General features: G+C 60.9%; 21 protein-coding genes. 11 read left to right on the top strand and 10 right to left on the bottom strand.

What is annotated here, in order from left to right; genetic code table 11:
* Window positions 1–112 precede the first annotated feature (112 nt).
* The 3 genes from CYA_RS07300 (at window position 113) to glmS (ending at window position 3,997) form a co-directional block, all read left to right on the top strand.
* The gene (locus CYA_RS07300) at window positions 113–850 is read left to right on the top strand and encodes an ABC transporter ATP-binding protein (protein WP_228375213.1); all 738 of its coding nucleotides are present in this window, start codon (window positions 113–115) and stop codon (window positions 848–850) included.
* Window positions 850–2,076 carry an MlaD family protein gene (locus CYA_RS07295; RefSeq protein ID WP_011430388.1) on the top strand — a complete coding sequence of 409 codons (1,227 nt, stop codon included), beginning with the start codon at window positions 850–852 and terminating at the stop codon, window positions 2,074–2,076. The genes CYA_RS07300 and CYA_RS07295 overlap by 1 nt, the downstream gene beginning before the upstream one ends.
* A gap of 73 nt (window positions 2,077–2,149) precedes the next feature.
* Window positions 2,150–3,997, top strand: coding sequence for a glutamine--fructose-6-phosphate transaminase (isomerizing) (glmS, locus tag CYA_RS07290; protein ID WP_011430387.1), 1,848 nt, complete (start codon window positions 2,150–2,152; stop codon window positions 3,995–3,997).
* Here glmS and CYA_RS07285 read toward each other — a convergent pair.
* The gene (locus CYA_RS07285) at window positions 3,958–4,464 is read right to left on the bottom strand and encodes a heavy metal-responsive transcriptional regulator (RefSeq protein ID WP_049749752.1); all 507 of its coding nucleotides are present in this window, start codon (window positions 4,462–4,464) and stop codon (window positions 3,958–3,960) included. The genes glmS and CYA_RS07285 overlap by 40 nt on opposite strands.
* 82 nt (window positions 4,465–4,546) lie before the next feature.
* On the bottom strand, window positions 4,547–4,954 hold the full coding sequence (atpC, locus tag CYA_RS07280; protein ID WP_011430385.1) for an ATP synthase F1 subunit epsilon: 408 nt from the start codon (window positions 4,952–4,954) through the stop codon (window positions 4,547–4,549).
* 257 nt (window positions 4,955–5,211) lie between these two features.
* Here atpC and CYA_RS07275 point away from each other — a divergent pair, with 257 nt between their 5' ends.
* The gene (locus CYA_RS07275; protein ID WP_011430384.1) at window positions 5,212–5,850 is read left to right on the top strand and encodes a Crp/Fnr family transcriptional regulator; all 639 of its coding nucleotides are present in this window, start codon (window positions 5,212–5,214) and stop codon (window positions 5,848–5,850) included.
* A gap of 5 nt (window positions 5,851–5,855) precedes the next feature.
* Here the strand turns inward: CYA_RS07275 and CYA_RS07270 are convergent, their stop codons facing one another.
* The 3 genes from CYA_RS07270 to CYA_RS07260 all read right to left on the bottom strand — a co-directional run bounded on the left by CYA_RS07270 (window position 5,856) and on the right by CYA_RS07260 (window position 8,158).
* Complete coding sequence (locus CYA_RS07270) at window positions 5,856–6,521, bottom strand: Uma2 family endonuclease (protein WP_011430383.1); 666 nt, start codon at window positions 6,519–6,521, stop codon at window positions 5,856–5,858.
* Window positions 6,522–6,544: 23 nt separating this feature from the next.
* On the bottom strand, window positions 6,545–7,207 hold the full coding sequence (locus CYA_RS07265; protein ID WP_011430382.1) for a Uma2 family endonuclease: 663 nt from the start codon (window positions 7,205–7,207) through the stop codon (window positions 6,545–6,547).
* A gap of 126 nt (window positions 7,208–7,333) precedes the next feature.
* Window positions 7,334–8,158: a creatininase family protein gene (locus CYA_RS07260; RefSeq protein WP_011430381.1), complete on the bottom strand. Its 825-nt coding sequence runs from the start codon at window positions 8,156–8,158 to the stop codon at window positions 7,334–7,336.
* Between the two features lie 154 nt (window positions 8,159–8,312).
* On the opposite strand from CYA_RS07260, the gene CYA_RS07255 reads away from it, so the two are divergent.
* A complete protein-coding gene (locus CYA_RS07255) occupies window positions 8,313–8,726 on the top strand; it encodes a hypothetical protein (RefSeq protein ID WP_011430380.1) in 414 nt (137 codons plus the stop codon).
* Here CYA_RS07255 and CYA_RS07250 read toward each other — a convergent pair.
* The gene (locus CYA_RS07250; RefSeq protein WP_011430379.1) at window positions 8,723–9,979 is read right to left on the bottom strand and encodes an aspartate aminotransferase family protein; all 1,257 of its coding nucleotides are present in this window, start codon (window positions 9,977–9,979) and stop codon (window positions 8,723–8,725) included. The two genes, CYA_RS07255 and CYA_RS07250, sit on opposite strands and share 4 nt — an antisense overlap.
* A 90-nt stretch (window positions 9,980–10,069) precedes the next feature.
* On the opposite strand from CYA_RS07250, the gene cysC reads away from it, so the two are divergent.
* From cysC to lspA, 3 genes are all read left to right on the top strand, one after another.
* Window positions 10,070–10,600 (top strand): adenylyl-sulfate kinase, encoded by a 531-nt coding sequence (cysC, locus tag CYA_RS07245; protein ID WP_011430378.1) that lies wholly within the window; start codon window positions 10,070–10,072, stop codon window positions 10,598–10,600.
* A gap of 77 nt (window positions 10,601–10,677) precedes the next feature.
* The gene (locus CYA_RS07240) at window positions 10,678–10,902 is read left to right on the top strand and encodes a hypothetical protein (RefSeq protein WP_011430377.1); all 225 of its coding nucleotides are present in this window, start codon (window positions 10,678–10,680) and stop codon (window positions 10,900–10,902) included.
* A gap of 237 nt (window positions 10,903–11,139) precedes the next feature.
* A complete protein-coding gene (gene lspA / locus CYA_RS07235; RefSeq protein ID WP_011430376.1) occupies window positions 11,140–11,610 on the top strand; it encodes a signal peptidase II in 471 nt (156 codons plus the stop codon).
* A gap of 5 nt (window positions 11,611–11,615) precedes the next feature.
* On the opposite strand, the gene CYA_RS07230 is transcribed toward lspA, so the two are convergent.
* On the bottom strand, window positions 11,616–12,500 hold the full coding sequence (locus tag CYA_RS07230; RefSeq protein ID WP_228375211.1) for a carotenoid biosynthesis protein: 885 nt from the start codon (window positions 12,498–12,500) through the stop codon (window positions 11,616–11,618).
* A gap of 244 nt (window positions 12,501–12,744) precedes the next feature.
* Between CYA_RS07230 and CYA_RS07225 the strand changes: the two genes are divergently transcribed.
* The gene (locus CYA_RS07225) at window positions 12,745–13,629 is read left to right on the top strand and encodes a M23 family metallopeptidase (RefSeq protein ID WP_228375209.1); all 885 of its coding nucleotides are present in this window, start codon (window positions 12,745–12,747) and stop codon (window positions 13,627–13,629) included.
* A 131-nt stretch (window positions 13,630–13,760) separates the two neighbouring features.
* On the opposite strand, the gene CYA_RS07220 is transcribed toward CYA_RS07225, so the two are convergent.
* The 3 genes from CYA_RS07220 to CYA_RS07210 all read right to left on the bottom strand — a co-directional run bounded on the left by CYA_RS07220 (window position 13,761) and on the right by CYA_RS07210 (window position 16,656).
* Entirely contained in the window at window positions 13,761–14,378 is a 618-nt protein-coding gene (locus CYA_RS07220; protein WP_228375208.1) for a hypothetical protein, read from the bottom strand.
* A gap of 120 nt (window positions 14,379–14,498) precedes the next feature.
* Entirely contained in the window at window positions 14,499–15,584 is a 1,086-nt protein-coding gene (locus tag CYA_RS07215; protein ID WP_011430372.1) for a polysaccharide deacetylase family protein, read from the bottom strand.
* A gap of 79 nt (window positions 15,585–15,663) precedes the next feature.
* Window positions 15,664–16,656, bottom strand: coding sequence for an NAD(P)/FAD-dependent oxidoreductase (locus tag CYA_RS07210; RefSeq protein ID WP_011430371.1), 993 nt, complete (start codon window positions 16,654–16,656; stop codon window positions 15,664–15,666).
* A gap of 204 nt (window positions 16,657–16,860) precedes the next feature.
* Here CYA_RS07210 and CYA_RS07205 point away from each other — a divergent pair, with 204 nt between their 5' ends.
* Window positions 16,861–17,829: an SPFH domain-containing protein gene (locus CYA_RS07205; RefSeq protein ID WP_011430369.1), complete on the top strand. Its 969-nt coding sequence runs from the start codon at window positions 16,861–16,863 to the stop codon at window positions 17,827–17,829.
* Window positions 17,830–17,840: 11 nt separating this feature from the next.
* Window positions 17,841–18,401, top strand: coding sequence for a ribosome maturation factor RimM (gene rimM / locus CYA_RS07200; protein WP_011430368.1), 561 nt, complete (start codon window positions 17,841–17,843; stop codon window positions 18,399–18,401).
* The last annotated feature ends 35 nt before the right edge of the window (window positions 18,402–18,436 follow it).

Genomic DNA, 18,436 nt, shown 5'->3' with positions numbered 1-18,436 from the left:
GCCAGCAGGGGTAGAGAATGGTCAACCTCAGCCCCTTTCCTCTCCAGCCAAGGTAAACGATCCGATCCCTCTGGTAGAGCTGCGGCAGGTCTGCAAGCGCTTTGGGTCTACGGTGGTGCTGGATGGGATTGACCTCAAGGTGTACCGGGGCGATGCCCTAGGAGTGGTGGGGCCTTCCGGCACCGGCAAATCGACCTTGCTGCGCATTATTGCCGGCCTGACGGAGCCGGAGGCTGGCGAGGTGCTCTGGTGTGGGATCCCGCTGCCGGAAATTCAGGCCGGCCATCAGACTCCCCCCCTGCGGGTAGGCATGGTATTCCAGCAAGCGGCCCTCTTCGACTCCCTGACGGTGGAAGAAAACGTCGGTTTTTTGCTCTATGAGCACTCGCGGCTGCCGCGGGCACGCATTCGGGAGCTGGTGGCGGCCAAGCTGGAGGCGGTGGGGCTGGCGGGCAAGGAGCACAGCCTGCCGGAGGAGCTTTCTGGGGGGATGCGCAAGCGGGCCAGCTTCGCCCGCGCCATCATGGAGGATCCGTCGCTGCCCCAGGACGAGCCGCAACTGCTGCTCTACGACGAGCCCACAGCAGGCTTGGATCCCATTGCTTCCACCGTGATCGAAGATCTTATCCGGGATCTGCAGCGCGTGAAAAAAGCTTGCGAGAGCTACATTGTGGTGACCCACCAGCACAGCACCATCTACCGCGCCACCGACCGGATTGTGCTCTTGGCCCAGGGGCGGGTGCAGTGGGAGGGATCCGTGCAAGAGATCGAAACGTGCGACAACCCCTTTGTGCGGCAATTTTTCAGCGGTAGCGTAGAAGGGCCAATTCGAGTGGCAGGGCAGGTGTGATGCGTTCGCGAGCCATCCGAGAAGGGGCAGTGGGCCTGTTGATCTTGGCGGGGGCACTGGGCTTTGCCGGGCTGTTTTTGTGGATCTACAACTTGCGCTTCGGCAGCCGCGGCTTTCGGTTCACCGTCACCTATCCCAATGTGGCCGGCCTGGCGGAAGGCTCCAGCGTGCGGCTGCGGGGAGTAGCTGTGGGCCGGGTGGAGCGCATCGTGCCTCAGGCAGCTCAGGTGGAGGTCCAGGTGGCCATCGACCAGCCCTTGATCATCCCCCGCGATGCTCTGTTTATTACCCAGCAAACAGGGTTGGTGGGGGAGACGGTGGTGGACATCTTGCCTAGGGGGAGTGTCGAGGGGGCAGTGGGATCCCCCCTAGCTGCCGATTGCGACCGCAGCCAAATCATCTGCGATGGCGATGTGGTGGAGGGCAAACCGGGGGTGGATTTTGGCCAGTTGCTGATTCGCCTGGAGCGGTTGCTTGCACGGGTTGACGATGATGAGGTTTTTAGCACCCTTAACGCCACCCTAGAAGGGATCACCCGCGTTGCCGACAGCGTGGCCAACCTCTCGGAAACCCTGGAAGAGCGGGTGGCAGCCCTGCGCACCGAAGATCTGGACTTGTTGCAATTCACCGAGGCGGCTAGAGCAGTGAGCCAAACTGCCGCAAGTCTCCAGGAGGCTGCCGACCAGTTCACGGCCCTGCTTCTAGAAAATCGCGCCTCGCTCCGGGCCGCCCTAGAGAATATCCAGCAGGTGAGCGCCGATCTGGAGGCGATGTCGAGCGCGGTTCGCCCGCTGCTTACCGATCCGCAACTGCAGGAGGAGGTGCGCCAGATCCTAGTAGGGGCACGAGTAACGGCGGAGAACGCGGCCAAGGCCACTGAGGATCTGCGGCAGCTTGCGGCTGCCCTAAGCGACCCGGGCACCCTAGCAACCTTGCGCCAAACCCTGGACTCCGCCCGCATCTCCTTTCAGAACGTGCAAAAGATCACGGCTGACATCGACGAGCTTACCGGGGATCCCCAGTTTCGCCGCGCCCTGCGAGAGCTGGTGTTGGGGCTGAGCAACTTGGTTTCCAGCGCCCCTTCCGACAACGGGATTCAGCCCGCTGCCGTCCAAGTCGCGCCCGTTTCTTTTACCCTCGCCCCTATGGGGCAGCAGCCGGTTCCCCAAGAGGAAGCCAAGATCCCTGCCGAGATCCGCTCCCCTAGCAGCGGCAAAAGCCATTGAAGGGATCCCGAAGCTGGGGTAGGCTTTGCGGGTATAGGACGCCGCGCCGTCGACCAGGGTTGAGGTGTGAGGAATGTGTGGCATTGTCGGCTATGTGGGCTTTCAGTGGGCTGCCCCCATTCTGGTGGAGGGCCTACGCACCTTGGAGTATCGCGGCTATGACTCCGCAGGCATTGCCACCGTGGATCCAGAAGAAGGCTTGAGGATCGTGCGGGCCGCCGGCAAGCTGCACAACCTGGTGGTGAAACTCACTACAAACATGCCCACAGCCAAGGTGGGGATTGGGCATACCCGCTGGGCCACTCACGGCGGCATTAGCGAAGAAAATGCCCACCCCCACTGCGACGTCCAGGGGCGCGTCGTGGTTATTCAAAACGGCATTGTGGAGAACTACCTGGAGCTAAAGGAAGAGCTGCTGCGGCGAGGGGTTACCTTTCGCTCTCAAACCGATACCGAAGTCATTGCCCAACTGCTCGGTCTCTACGTCGAGGAGCTGGGATCCTTTGAGGTGGCCTTTGGCAAAGTGATGGGACGGCTGCGGGGGGGAAATGCCGTGGTGGCTTTGGATCGGGAGGCGCCGGATCGGCTGATTGCCGCCCGCCTGGGCAATGCCGGGGCTGTGGTGATTGGGGAGGGGGAAGGGGAAAATTTTGTGGCCTCAGATCTGCCTGCCATCATCCGCCACACCCGCAGGGTGGTGTTTCTGGAAGATGGAGAGATGGCCATCCTCACCGACTCCAGCGTGCGCTATCAGCGCATTACCGGCGAGGAGCTGCGCAAAACCCCCCTTACCGTGGCCTGGGATCCGGTCTCGGCGGCCAAGGGCGGCTACAAGCACTTCATGCAAAAAGAGATCCACGAGCAGCCGCGCACCATCACCGAGACGCTGCGGGGGCGGGTGGATCTGGAAGCAGGCCGGGTGAACTTGGAGGGGCTGGCCCTGACAGAAGCGCAACTGGCTCAGGTGGAGCAGATCCACGCTGTGGCCTGCGGCACTGCCTGGCACGCCTGCCTGGTGCTCAAGTACTTCATTGAGAGCCTGGCCCGCACCCCGGTGCAGGTGGACTACGCTTCCGAGTTTCGCTACCGCCAGCCGGTGCTGCGTCCCCACAGCCTGCTGGTGGCCCTCACCCAGTCCGGCGAGACGGTGGATACGCTGGCGGCCATGAGCGAGGCCCGCACTCAGGGGATCCCCACCCTGGCCATCGTCAACGCCATCGGATCCCAGGCCACTCGTCTGGCGGATGCCGGGGTGATCTACATCCACGCCGGGCCGGAGATCGCCGTCGCCTCCACCAAGGTGTTTACCGGCATGCTGGTGGCAGGATACCTGCTGGCCCTGCAACTGGCCCAGGCCAAAGGGATCCTCAGCCCGGCCCAGATCCGATCCCACCTGCAAGCTTTAATCGAGCTGCCGGGCAAGATCAGCCTGTTGTTGAAAGACGCCGCCCTCTACGAGCAGTTGGCGGAGCAGTACCACCACGTCACCGACATGCTCTACCTGGGCCGCTGGGTCAACGCCCCCATAGCCCTGGAGGGGGCCTTAAAAATGAAAGAGGTCAGCTACATCCACGCCGAGGGCTACCCAGCAGGGGAGATGAAGCATGGCCCCATTGCCCTCATCGACGAGCGCATGCCGGTGGTGTGTATTGCCACCCGCGATCCCGTCTACGAAAAAATGCTCTCCAACATCGAGCAGGTGCGGGCGCGGGGCGGGCGAGTCATTGCCCTGATCAATCCGGAAGATACCCAGGTCCGGGAAAAAGCCGACCACGTCATCGAGGTGCCCAGCACCACACCTCTGCTGTCGGCGGTTTTGAACGTCATCCCCCTGCAGCTGTTTGCCTACGCCATGGCGCTGCGCCGCGGGGCCGATGTGGATCAGCCCCGCAACCTGGCCAAGTCGGTAACCGTCGAGTAGCGTCTGCCAACCTTGTCACCGCCGGCCTCTGGCTTTTGCAAAATCGGGCAGATCACGTCCTCCTGGGCCGTCGGTTCCGCTGGGATCCGCCAATCGGAAAGGAGGCTTTCAATTTGGCCTTTTAGAGTTTGCAATTCGGCCATGCGCTCTTCGATTTGCCACAGCTTCTCCTGCAGGTGTTGGCGGATTTCTGGGCAGGGCTGCTCCCCCCGGTCGTACAACTGCAGGATCTGGCGAATTTCCTCCAAGCTCAGGCCCAGGCTTTGGCAGCGGCGAATGAAAGCCAGCCGCCCCAGCACTGCCGGATGGAAGAGGCGATAGCTGGACTCCGACCGCTGCACCGTTGGCTTCAGCAGGCCCAGCGACTCGTAGTAGCGCACCGTGCGCACCGGCAACCCCGCCACCGCCGCCACCTGGCTAATTCTCAAGCTGCCCAATGCGCCATCGGCAACTGCAGGACTGAACATAGCACCACCAGCTCCCCAAGAGCTTCAGCTTAACAAAGCCAGCCCCGCAGCCGGATCCCCTGCCAAGAAAAGCGGGGATCCCTCAGCTTTTGTGGCCCATCTCGGCGGCTTGGATCAAGGCCCTGGCCCGCTGTTGATCCAACTTGGCCTGCAGGCGCTCTTGCTTGTCGCTGCTGGTGTTCAAAACTTGGCTCGCTTTGTCCAAGAGGGCCTGAGCTGCGGCCTTATCCACTTTTTCTCCCCGCTCGGCGCGGTTGACCAGAACGGTTACCTCGTTATTTTCCACTTCCGCAAACCCGCCCATCACGGCAATGGCCGACCACTTGCCACCGGCCTTGACCCGCATCACGCCGTTGCCGATGGCCGTCAAGAGAGGGGCGTGGTTGGTGAGGATGCCCAACTGACCTGAGGTAGCCGGGAGGATCACTTCCTCGGCGGGGGCATCCCAAACCGTGCGGTCGGGGGTGATCACGCGAACCATCAGCGTCACAGCAGGTCTCCTGAAGGGTTGAGCTTGGCACTTCTATCCTACCGGATCGCGGTTGCTCTCGGTTCTGCCCCTCTGCGTGGCGAGACTTAACCTGGGCATAACCTCTCCTTTACTTCCGTCGAAGAGGCAAGCGGTAAGGTGTTGTCGGGAACACTTGTCCTCTACCCCAACTCAGCCGCGAAGCCAACCCCATGCTGTTATTGGTAGGGGAAAGCCCAACGACCAGTGTGCCCAGTTTGCCCTAGCGGAGCTAGCCTATGCCTGAAACGATGCCCGGCCATTTTGCTGCCGGCCTGCCTACACGGGAGCGGCAATTGCTAGAAGACCTCTACCGAGGCCGCAGTTTATCTCCCTACAGTCCCGGCCAGGTCATCCCTTTGTTTCCCGAGGAGTGGGTGATCGTCTGTCGGGGTGTGGTGCAATTGACTACCCTCTATCCCAATGGCGGCGAGGCGCTGTTGGGATTTGCTGGCCCCTCCATGCCCCTGGGATCCCCGCTGACAATGTTGGATCCCTACCAAGCCAAGGCGTTGACGGCGGTTGACGTGTTGCGGCTGCCGGCAGCCGAGGTGGAAGCCTCAGCAACCCTGAGCCAGGGGCTGCTCAAGCAGTTGGTGCGGCGGTTGCGCCAAACCGAAGCGCTGCTGGCCTTGGCCGGGCGGCGGCGGGTGGAGGATCGGCTGCGCCAGTTGCTCTCCCTATTGGCGGTGGAGTTGGGATCCCCAATGGCGACGGGGGTGCGCCTGCAGGTGCGCCTCACCCACCAAGACTTGGCCAATGCCATCGGCACTACCCGCGTCACCATCACCCGTCTTTTGAACCGTTTCCGCCAGCAGGGCTGGATCGCGGTGGACAAAAACCGCCATCTCATCATCAAGCTGGCCCAAACGCCCTGACGGCTTTAAGCCTGGCGTTGGAGCTGTTGGAGGAGCCAGTTGGCGGCGGCGGTGTTGGTCTCGCTGGCCAGGCGTTCCAGCGCCTGCTCAAGCAGAGCTATCTGCAGGCCCGCCAGCACCTCTGACTGGGCAATGGCCCGATAGCGCCTGTCCTTGGCCAGGGCAAAGGCAAAAACACGCCGACCCTTGACATCGATGACCCAGTACTCAGGAATGCCCAGGCTGGCGTAGAGCTGCTTTTGCTCGTCTAGGTCAAGAGCCAGGGTGGTGTCAGCAATTTCGCCCACCAGGTCGGGAGGTCTTTGGAAACGCAAATCAATCCGCCGCGGCTCGCCGGCTTGGTATTTGGGGATGTTCTCCCCTTTGTAGAGCACTAGGTCAGGGGCGCAGGCGTGGGTTTCTGGGTACTCAATCAGACAGCGACCATAGGACTGCAGCGGCACATCCGGGTGCAAAAAGGCCCAGGCGAAAAAAATGGCCGTCATCAAATCGCTGACGGAGGCGTGCTCTGGCCCTTCTTTGCCCATGTTGACCCACAACCAACCCCGATGAAAGGAGAGTTTTTGCCACTCCAGGTCAGGATGGCTGCGAATGGCCACATAGTCCTGCCAAGTGGCGTCGTGCCGCTCGAGGATGGGGGAAGTCGAGGTCTTGAGAGAGATTACAGTCATAGTCCATCCTGAAGCTGGGAATCTTAAGCCTGGCGTTGGAGCTGTTGGAGGAGCCAGTTGGCGGCGGCGGTGTTGGTCTCGCTGGCCAGGCGTTCCAGCGCCTGCTCAAGCAGAGCTATCTGCAGGCCCGCCAGCACCTCTGACTGGGCAATGGCCCGATAGCGCCTGTCCTTGGCCAGGGCAAAGGCAAAAACACGCCGCCCCTTGACATCGATGACCCAGTACTCGCGAATGCCCAGACTGGCATAAAGCTGCTTCTGCTCGTCCAGGTCAAGAGCCAGGGTGGTGTCGGCAATTTCGCCCACCAGGTCGGGAGGTCTTTGGAAACGCAAATCAATCCGCCGCGGCTCGCCGGCTTGGTATTTGGGGATGTTCTCCCCTTTGTAGAGCACTAGGTCAGGGGCGCAGGCGTGGGTTTCTGGGTACTCAATCAGACAGCGACCATAGGACTGCAGCGGCACATCCGGGTGCAAAAAGGCCCAAAACCCGAAAATGATGGTGATGAAATCGCTGACGGAGGCGTGTTCCGGCCCTTCTTTGCCCATGTTGACCCACAACCAACCCCGATGAAAGGAGAGTTTTTGCCACTCCAGGTCAGGATGGCTGCGAATGGCCACATAGTCCTGCCAAGTGGCGTCGTGCCGCTCAAGGACAGGGGGGGTGGCTGGCTTTGAGGCAAGAACCATCGCTCTTCCCTCAGGGGGTTTCCCTCAAGCCTATCATCAGCCCTCGAGAAGTCGCTCCTCCCGCTCCAGAGAAGCAGGCTAGGGCCGGCCAGAAGCCTCAAAAGGTCAGGAAACCTGCCGGGATCCCTAGACCGACAGCGGGGCTTTGCGCCAGGCCTGGGGCTGTTGGAACTTGTGCAGATCTCGGATCAGCCGCACCCAGCCGTCGGCCATCGACTCGACCAGGAGCTTGCCTTTTTCGGGCGTGGCGGCGGTGGCATCCCCCAGGACGCCGCTCCGGCTGAGGTCGCGGGTTGTCCAGGCAAACGAGATCCGCCCTTCCAGGCTGAGCAAGCTATCTTGCGGCAGATCCGAGGGGTACTCGCAGACCAAGCGGTCGGTGCGCACCGTCTCGGGCAACAGGTACATCAACATGCTGGTCTCGCCGTCTCCGGCGTGAATGCCCAATTCCTGCTCTTTTGCGGTCATCAGCTCCTGGCCTTGGTGGGGAACGCGCCAGACGGACACCGGGAAGAGCAGGAAATCTTCGTACTTCTGGTGCAGGTCGCGGGCCACAATCTGCAGCACCTCGGGCTGGCCGCCGTGGGAGTTGAGGAACACCAGCTTGCGAAACCCAGCCCGGTAAATGCTTTCGGCCACTTCGGTCAACACCGCCATCAGGGTTTGCGCCGAGAGGGTGATGGTGCCGGGGAAATGCCAGTGCTCGTTGGCCTTGCCGTAGCACTGGGTGGGCAGGACATAGGCCGGGATCTCCGGCTCTAGTTTTTCCATGGCCCGCCCGATGATTGCCGTGCCGATGCAGGCATCTACCACCAGGGGCAAATGGGGACCGTGCTGCTCGATTGAGGCCACCGGCTGGATGATGACTACGTTCTCTTTGTCGGGCATGGCCTGGATCTCCGTCCAGGTCAGGTAGGGAAAGAAACGGTGGGGCGGGATAAAGGTGTGCATCATGGCGGGATCCGGTTTCCAGGAATTTGGAGGAGCCTTGCCTGCAAGACTAGCACCATGGGCAATCTGGGATCCCCTCGCAGAACCTGAGAAGGCATCCCTTAAGATCAGGTGTAGTTGGTCTCAACTTTCCTAAGCGGAAGCCAGCCGTTCCATGACTCTGTGGCCCTGTCTGCCCGCTCAATGTGGCTCTGGTGAGGATCTCCCCATTAGGGGACGTCCTCTGCCTGCTGGGAGGACGGAAGTAGGGAGTGTCCTCACCTCACCCCGCCCCATCCTAGCCTTGCCGGGGTCGCAGGCCACCCTCTACGTGGAGCTGATTCAGGTTTCTCTTCACAATCTTGAGGCGGGATCCCCAGCTCTGCTTTGGGTGCGACCCCTGTTGCTCAAGCAGGGATCCCAAGTTTGGAACCTGCGATCCACCTCGGATTTGCTCTGGCCGGCTGCCGGCTTTGTCCCGGCCTACGCCGAGGAGGTGCTGCCGCTGCTGGAGCAGGCCGGGGATCCCCTGCCCCAGGAGGCCCGCCAGCGGCTGCAAGCCTTTTTGCAGCAGGTCTGCCAGGGCTAGGACTCCGTCCCGCTATTGCCAAGGGCCAAGCTCTGCAGAGCCGATTCCAGCCGCGCCAGCGCCTCGTCAATTTCCGCAGGCGTGACGATCAAGGGGGGCACCAAGCGCACCACCTGGGATCCCGCCGGCACCAGCAACAGCCCTCGCTCCAGGGCCGCCCTGACCACCTCAGCCGCCGGGATCCGCATCACCAGGCCCTGGATCAGGCCCCAGCCGCGCACCTCCTGCACAAGCTGCGGGAACTGCTTGGCCAAGCGAGATAGACCCTGGCGCAGATGGGCTCCTGTCTGCTGGGCATTCCAAACCAGGCTCTCGACCATCAGGGTGTGGCAGACCGCCAGGCCAACCGCACAGGCCAGGGGGTTGCCGCCGAAGGTGCTGGCGTGATCCCCCGGCTGGAACACGGCGCAAAAGTCTTTGGCCAGGAGGGCGCCAATTGGGATCCCGCCCGCCAGGCCCTTGGCCAGGGTAAACACATCCGGCTCTATCCCCAGGTTGCAGTAGCCCCAGAGCCTGCCGGTGCGGCCCAGCCCCACCTGTACCTCGTCCAACATCAGCAAGATGCCCCGCTCGCTACAGACCCGGCGCAGCCACTGAAAGTAGGCGGGATCCCCGGGCACAACCCCTCCTTCTCCCTGCAGCGGCTCCAGCAGCACGGCACACACCCGCTCGCCCCAACGCTCCAGCACTGCCGCCGTACCCTCGATATCGTTGTAGGGAACGTAGTCGAAGCCGGGCACCAGCGGGGCAAAGTCTTTTTGGTATTTCGGCTGGCCGGTAGCGGTGAGGGCAGCCAGGGTGCGTCCATGAAAGCTAGCCTGGGCGGTGAGGATCACCGGAGCTTGGATCCCGCGCACCGTATGGGCATATTTGCGGGCCAGCTTGATGGCGCCTTCGTTGGCCTCTGCCCCTGAGTTGCAGAAAAAAACCTTATCGGCACAGGAGTGCTGGGTCAGCCATTGGGCCAGTTGCGCCTGAGGCCGGTTGTAGTAGAGGTTGGAAACATGGTGCAACTGTTGCGCTTGCTGAGTCAGCGCCTGGATCCAAGCGGGGTGGGCATGGCCCAGCGTGCAGGTGGCAATGCCAGCCACAAAATCCAGGTACTCGCGCCCTTCTTCGTCCCAAACCCGGCAGCCTTCCCCCCGCACCAGGGTCAAAGGATAGCGAGCGTAGGTGGACATCACATGCCGGTCGAACAGCTCGGCGGTTGTCCCGGAGCCCAAGTCGATAAGAGAAGCGCTTAGCGGCGGCATGGCAGAGGGAGAATGGACAATGTCTCGAGTGTATCACTCTGGGCGGGGGATGATATTCTGGCAAAGCCCAAGGAGAAGGGATCTACACCCATGGGGCGGCGGGGGGTAACGGTCTGGTTTACGGGGCTCAGCGGCGCGGGCAAAACCACCCTGAGCTGCGGTGTCGCCCAGCAGTTACAGGCTTTGGGGTTGCCGGTGGAAGTGCTCGATGGAGACCTGGTGCGGCAACACCTCAGCAAGGAACTGGGCTTCAGCAGGGCGGATCGGGATGAGAACGTTCGTCGCATCGGCTTTGTGGCAGAGATGCTGACCCGCCACGGGGTGATCGTGCTGGTGTCGGCCATCTCCCCCTATCGCGCCACCCGGCAGGAGGTGCGGCAGCAGATCGGCAACTTCATCGAAGTCTTTGTGGACGCCCCCCTGGAAGTTTGTGAACAGCGCGATGTGAAAGGCCTCTACCGCAAAGCGCGGGCAGGCCTCATCCGGCACTTCACCGGCATCGACGACCCCTACGAGCCGCCAGAATATCCAGAGGTGGTCTGCAAAACCGCCGAGCAAAGCATCTCTGAATGTATCGACTTGGTGATGCAAAGCCTGAGAAGCCACGGCTATCTCCAATAGGGCGCTGGGCCTGGCGGGTTTGGGATCCTTGTGGGAAGATGTGAACAAGCATTTCGTTTCTGAGAATCAAGGTAGCTATGGCAGTGACTCGTGCCGGACGAACCTTTGTGATGCGGGGCAGCAGCGAAGGGAACCCTGCCAAGTTTCTGGAAATGGCCAGCTCTCTGATCAACACCCGCACCCGCCAAGGTAGCGGCAAAAAGGTTCAAGATCGCTCCTCCTACGGCAAGGCGGGCAATCCGCAAGAGTTTATACAGATGGCCAGCGAGTTGCGCCGATCCCTGGAGCAGCGGGGGCGGTAGCTGCTCTTTTCCTCTCCTCTAGACTGTAGGATCCCCGTCCGGCTCAGCTAGCCGGACGCTTTTCTTTGTTTTGCCCTCCAGGCAGACAATTGCTGGCCTGAGGCTCCCTGGCTTTCTATTCCACCCTCCCCAACCTTGCTCCTGCGGTTTGCCGCTCACAAAAGAAGAGAGGATGTCAGGATGGGAAAAGTGCTCCTCTGAGCGCTCTTGCCGGTGGACGTAGTGAGGTGAAAAAGCATGAAAAACACGGGCTTTTGGCTGGCCGGGATCCTGGGGTTGCTCCTGGATCAGGCGAGCAAGCGCTGGGCGGTGGAGCGGCTGCTGCCGGGGCCGGAAATCGAGCTGTGGCCAGGGGTGTTTCACCTTACCTACGTGGAAAATACCGGCGCCGCTTGGAGCCTATTTGCCGATTCGGCAGAGTTCCTCAAGTGGGTCTCGCTGGGGGTAGCGGTGGCGCTGGCGCTGCTGGCGATTCGCGGCAGCAGCCTGGGCCGTTGGGAACAGGTGGGCTACGGCTTGGTCTGGGCAGGAGCGATGGGGAACGGCATCGACCGCTTTCTCAACGGCTATGTGGTGGATTTTTTCAACTTCGTCTGGATTGGCTTCCCCGTCTTTAACGTGGCGGACGTGGCCATCAACGTGGGGGTGGCCTGCTTGTTGGTTGGCCTGTGGCAGGGCAGCCCGAAAAAAACGGCGCCGAGACCCTAGGCGACCTACTTCGCCCCCGCCCACTGGCGATCCCCAGCTTCTTGCGCGGCCAACTCAGGCTGCGAGGGAGCCTCAGGATCCGGCGGAGCGCTCCACCACAACCCCACAGCTGGCCCCAATCCCAGCAAGAGCCCCAGCCCTGCTGGCGCGACAATGCCGGATCCTACGCTCATCAGCAGGGCAAAGGCAAAATTGGCTACATAGAGCAGCAGCGGCCCCAGCAACTGGCGGCGGTTCAAGACCGGCTGATCTTTCCCCCAAAGGAGGTTGGCCGCGGTCATAAAGGCAGCTCCGGTGAGCATCCAACCGCCGAAGTTTTGCAGCGGCATGCCGAAAAAGGGCCCCGGCTGGAACCACGTCCAAAAGGGGATCAGGCCGCGGGTCATGGCCGGATCCAGCACGAAGTCCCAGGCGGTGAGCAGCAGCGCCCCCAACAGGATGGCCTCGCAGTGGATCAGCCAATGGCGCCCCGCTTGCAACGCCACCCGCGCCAACAGGTAGGACGACAGCCCCACGTAAAACCAAGACAAAGGGATCGTGAAGGGAACCAGTCCGGCGATCTTGTAGCCCAGCCCGCTCAGGTAGCCGTAGTCGCCAAAAGGGATCCCAGTGCTGGTGCCCAGCAGCTCGCTGGCCAAGGAAATGCCCACCGCCGGGATCAAAAACATCAACAGGCGCCGCACCCCCAACAGCCGGGATCCCATCAAAGCCGCCGCCAGGGCTCCAGACACCATGTAGGCCACGCCGCCATTGCCCATGCTCCAAGAGAAGGCCTGCAGACCAATGGGGGGTAAACTGGCCACCCACTCGGGATGCGGTACTACCCACAGTAGGCCCACCAGCCCGAAGAGCAAGGAGAGAATGTGTAAGCCCAGCGCCAAAGCCTCCAACCGCTGCCAGATTGACCCAAACCCAAGGAGAACACCTCGCCTATCAGAAAACCGGAAAGGCAGGCTAACAAGGACACCAGAGGATAACGAGGAGAACAGCCAACGCATGAGAAGCTCCCGTAGGGTGGTTGATCAGAGCCGCCTCGCTACCCCACCGCTTGAGCAGCGGCTGAGGAGAAAAGCGGATGGCCAAAGCAAACTGCCTGGCCTGACCAGGGTAGGCCTGCTGATATTTTTCTGCCTATTGTATCAATTCGTAAACATCCTGCCTGGTTTTCCGCAGAGCTCCTCTTGGTCAGAGGGATCCCTGAGGGGAGTGTACGCTCAGTTGAGGCGGGCTGTGGAGCGCCGGGACTGGGCTCAGGCCTTGCGCCTGGTGGATCTTCTGCTGCAGCGGTCCCCAGATCCCGCCCAGCGTCAGGATCTGGAGCACTATCGGTTGGCGCTGGAGAGCCATCGCTCTTCTAATGGGGATCCGCCGCCGCCCCAGTGGCCGTTTTTGCACAAGCCCTTTGTCGGGGAATTTCCCGTCACCAACCTCTTCGACCACGACTTGCCCTTGGGGGAGGAGGATGGCAACGGACGGTTTGTCAGTGGGCAAGGCCAAGTCTGGATCCCTGGCCCGCTGCACCCCTGCGGCAAAAGCGATGGCCATGCCGGCTATGACTGGGCCATGCCGGTGGGCACCCCCATCCTGGCCGCCGCCCCAGGACGGGTTACCGTAGCGCGTCCGGAGCCAGCGTTTTTCTGCCCTGCCTTGGGTCGCCCGGTCAGGGGGTTGCGGGTGCGCATTCTGCACGAGCCAGCTGGCTTGGAAACCCTCTACGCCCACCTCAGCCAAATCCAGGTGCAGGAGGGACAGAGGGTAGCCGCCGGGGAGGTGATCGGCCTGTCGGGCGACAGCGGCTGTGCCAGCGGGCCCCATCTCCATTTCGAGGTGCGCCGTCTCAACCCAACCAACTCCGGCCAACCCGCCCCCGTCGATCCCTACGGCTGGTTTGGGCCTGGCCTGGATCCCTGGAGCCTGCATCCCCTGGGAGCCGAAAGCCTGTTTCTCTGGCAGGTGGGCCAAGCGCCCAGCCTAGGCGCCTGCTGGCAGGCTCAACAGCTCTCTGGCCCTCCTCAATAGACTAGAGACATTTCCCGCAGCCCCGACCCCTCTCCCAGTGGGAGAGGGGAGTTGCAAGGGACTGCTTTGTGGCAATTTGGAACGAATCCCAGCGGTCTATTGTCTCGTCCCCAATCGGAAGACTTGGGATGTTACAGATCGCGGCGGACAAAGCCATCTCCCTCCCACTGGTAGAGGGTGGCGCGCGAGTCGCGGTTGGATCCCGGCACGCTGGAGATGACCAGGAGCCCTTGGGAGCTGACCCGCAAGCTGGCATTGCTTAAATCGGTTACGCTCAGCAGCGGCACAAACCCCTCCGGCTGGTGTTCCAAGATCAAGACAGACCGCAGCAGGCTGATTCCCCCTCGCTCGGTGAGCAGTACCAGCTTGGGCTGGGCGCTGGAGGTAATGTCGGTGCGCAGGTGCGCCTCCACCAGCCGTCCGGGGATCGGCTCAGCCGCATGGAGCAGGCGAAAATCGTATCCTCCCTGATGGGCGAAGCTGAGAACGCGCACCACCGGCTCCACTGTCGGCTGCCGCTGGATTTCAAACACGGCCACCACATCCTGCCGATCGGAAGCGGTGAGGCTGGCCGCAAACAGGCGCAGGTTTTGGCCGCGATTGCCGCGGATGAACTCCCACCAGATGGATTGACGAAAGAGGGCAACTACTCCCTCGCGCGCGGTGCCTCCCTCAGAAACAGCCGGCAACAGCGGAAGCAGCGGCTGGGGGTGGGCAGAGTTAACAGCAAGGGGTAGCGCCAGAGCCAAGGCTGCTCCCCAACTTATCCGACCCCAGAAATCCAAGGGCTTTCGCATACTTCCCCACTCCTCGACCCTAAGATTTTAAGAGATTGCCCGGTTTTGCTTAAGAGACAGTTGGCAGTTCCCTCAAGCAGAATCTCTAGAAGTGGGCCAGGGCAAAAAGCGATAGCCCGCCTCTTCAACGGCAGCAACGATCTCCGGCAAAGCTTCTGCAGTATGGGGCCAGCGGTCGTGCAGCAGCAAAACCAGGGGTTGTTCAGAGGCTTTCATCACCGACAACTGGGATCGAACCCGCTGCAAAAGCTGGTCTACTGTTTGGCCGGCATAGGCATCCTCAGGACTAAGGTTCCAGTAGAGAACCTGATACCCTGCCTGTTCCAAAGCGCGACGCAAAGCAGAGTCTAAGCGAAAACCGCCCGGTGGGCGAACCACCAGTTGGGGATCCAAGCCCAACGTCTTGAGCAGTTGGGTTGTCTGATCCACCTCGGCATAGAATATCTCGTCGCTGCTATAGAGGCGTCGATAGTCGTGAGTAAACGTGTGGTTGGCTATAGTGTGGTCGTGGGTTTGAATGGCTTTGGCCAACTCTGGAAAGCGAGAAACGTGATTGCCGATGAGAAAGAAGGTGGCCGGAATCTGTAGCTGATCCAAAACCTCTAAAAGGCGAGGGGTGGACTGCGGCCAAGGTCCATCGTCAATGGTGAGAAAGGCAGAGCGAGGTGGCACTTCCAACAAAGGCCCGAGCGCCTCTTCCAAAGGCAGTTGCAAAGGCCGGCTATTTTCCAGCGGATCGAGCAAAGTGGGATCCGCTGTCCAGCCATGCTGCAAAAAGACCTCTACCTGGGCAGGTGCAGGGGTGATCAGCAGGCGCCCAGTCTGTTCGTCTCGGTTGCCCCAGCTCAGCCGGTAGGGCAGCTCCCTAGGAACCTCAACAGCGGTCGAGGGCGTAATCACCGCATAGGGAATATCGATCAAGTAATGCCCATTTACCCGCTCTTGGTAAACCCAGGCAGCAGAAGGAGCCGATAGGTAAACCAGCAGGTCTTGGGGAGGGCTGCCGCGCACAACCCGAACGCTCTCGATCGGGAGAACAGGATCGTATTCTGAGGTTAGAGTCAGCTTTAGATCAAAAGACTGGGCCTCCACCGCGCAGTACTGCAGCCCCACCAATAGGAAAACCAAAAAAAAGATCGCCGCTTTCAGAGAACGCATGGGAGTTTCTCGGGGCTTCGCAACAATCATAGGGCAAAGGGCCATCCCAGCTCCCTCAAGAGGGCGGAATGAGCCCAAACTAAGAGCGCAGGCGCTCTTCCCATTGACGAGCAGGGGAGGCTCGGCGGATGTCCCGCCAAATGGCTGTGGCCGCCAGCGCTCCGTCAGCAACCGCAATCGCCACCTGATTGAGGCCTTGCTTCAAATCTCCTACCGCGAACAGCCGCGGATGGGTGGTGCGGCACCACTCGTCGGTCACGAGGTTTTCGCCCTGCCACTGCAAGTTGGGGATCCCTTTCAAATAGTCGTTGTGGTACTTGGCTCCCATGGCCACCAGGCCGGTAGTTGCCTCGATGTAGGTGCCATCCGCGAGCTCTACACCGCGCATCTGGTGGTTCTCGCCCAGAAAGCGGCGGATGGGAGATTCGTAAAGGGGATAGCCGTGCTCGGCCAGTTTTTGGCGCATTTCAGGGCCGACCGAGCAGAGGCCGTGAGTCAACACCGAGATATAAGGCGTAAACCAGTTGAGGACAAAGGCAGTGTTGATTTGAGCCTCTGAGCCGACGATTAAAACTGCCTTTTGATCCCGCATTTCGTAGCCATCGCAAATCATACAGACATGCAATGAATAGCCGGCATAGTCGTAAACATTTTGCATGTCCGGCAATTGCGGCAGATGATCGATGATGCCTGTTGCCGCGATCAAATACTTGCTGCGAAAAACGGGGTAGAGGCTGTTGACTTTTCCCACCTTGACCTTGACGGCAAAAAGGTCTCCCTCATCCTTCACATTTTCCACATAGCCCCATAGATAGTCCACCCCCAAGCTGAGGGCGTGCTCCCTTCCCTGTCGCAACAGCTCTCGTCCTGGCGTGTTTGGCGGCAGGCCCAGATAATTGCGCAGATCCTGCATCCAAAAAGATCGGCCTTTGCCTTTTTCCACCACCAGACAACTCAAGCCATAGCGAGCCAGATAGATTGCCGCCGACAGCCCCCCTGCGCCGCCACCGGCGACAATGACGTCGTAGGTTTTGTTCAAGCCAACTTCTAGGTTCTTGCTGTTTAGTTTCATAGACAGACTCCCTTTAGGTGCTTTTCAGTCTTTCCGGTTGCCCCCACCGGTCAATGAGGTATGGGTCAAGACATCAAACCTTAAAATTTTAGGAAAAAGCCAGAAAGAGTCTCCGCCTTCAGGGGCCTCGAGGTCAAGGCCGACAAGCCCAGAGAACAATCGTCTAAGATAAGAGGCAAAGCTTCCACTCAGGAGAGACGTCTTATGCCAGGCATCTTAGCGGCAATCGCCCTGATCTTCCTCGGTTACCTGTTTAACTCCGTCAAGATCATCAGCCAGGGCTATGAGGCGCTGGTAGAACGTCTGGGCCGGTTTCACCGCAAGCTAACACCCGGGCTGCACGTCATTTTTCCTCCCATCGACAGGATTGTGTTCCAGGAAACCATTCGCGAGAAGGTGTTGGACGTGCCGCCGCAGCAGTGCATCACCAGCGACAACGTTTCTTTGATGGCGGATGCGGTGGTCTATTGGCGCATTACGGATATGATCAAGGCTCGCTATGCAGTAGAGGATGTACAGCGGGCTTTGGTGAACTTGGTGCTGACGGCCCTGCGGGCCGAAATTGGCCGCATGGATCTAGATCAGACCTTCTCCTCCCGCGCCGAGATCAACGCCCGCCTTTTGACAGAACTGGACGAGGCCACCGATCCCTGGGGGATCAAGATCACCCGCGTGGAAGTTCGAGATATTCAGCCCTCCAAAACCGTGCAGGACTCGATGGAAAAGCAGATGGCTGCCGAGCGGGAGAAGCGAGCGGCCATTCTCAAATCCGAGGGGGAGCAGCAGGCCAGCATCAACCAAGCGGCGGGGGCTGCCAAGGCGCAGTTGTTGCGAGCAGAAGCTGAGAAGCGCGAGCGGCTGCTCCTAGCCGAGGGCACGGCTGAGGCCATCAAAACCATTGCCGCCACTTTGCAGGAAAACCCAGAGGCAGCCAACGCGCTGCAATACTTGATGGCGCAAAACTACATCGATATGGGTCTCAAGGTGGGCAGTAGCCCCAGCTCGAAGGTGATCTTTATGGATCCCAATTCCATCCCCGCTACTCTGCAAGGGTTGCTCTCTATGGTGGATGTGGCCAAGGGAGAACAGGGATCCCGCGCTTCCGGGGCTTCCCAAAAGTTGGGCAGCTCCACGGCTTTCCCGACCGAGGTGAACTTTCCTCAGCTCGACTAGCAGCGACAGCTATGGTAGCTTCAAGGGATACCGCTTGGCTGCTGGTGGGGCAGGTGGTGGCTGCTCATGGACTGCGGGGCTGGCTGCGGGTTAAGTGCTGGTCGGATTTTCCGGAGCGCCTTACCGAGCCAGGGCCGCGCTGGCTGCAGCGGGATAGCGATCCGGAGCCTCTGTTGCATCCTTTGATCGAGGGGCAGTTTTTTCCCGCCAAGGGCCTATACCTGGTGCGGCTGGAAGGAATTCCCGATCGGACGGCGGCAGAGGCTTGGGTGGGAGCTAAGGTGTTGGTGCCGGCTTCCCAGCGCCTGCCCCTCGAGCCGGAGGAGTACCACTACTCCGATCTCATCGGCCTGGCCGTTTACCATCAAGGGCGGCTGCTGGGGCATGTCTCGGCCATCTGGGCCGCTGGCCAAGATGTGCTGGAGATCGCCACCCCCGACAAGCGGCAGGTGTTGATCCCCTTTGTGAAGGCTCTGGTGCCGGTTGTGGATTTGGAAAAAGGTGAGCTGCAGGTGCAGCCGCCACCGGGATTGGTGGAGAGCTTTCTCGGCCAGGATCGGGCAAGAAACTGATCTCCATCCCTGCATCCCCTGCCAAAGTTTGCCCT

It is taken from the genome of Synechococcus sp. JA-3-3Ab (assembly GCF_000013205.1).
Lineage (GTDB): Bacteria > Cyanobacteriota > Cyanobacteriia > Thermostichales > Thermostichaceae > Thermostichus.
Note: the sequence above shows the minus strand (reverse complement) of the source record. Positions and strands in the feature narration are given on the sequence as shown.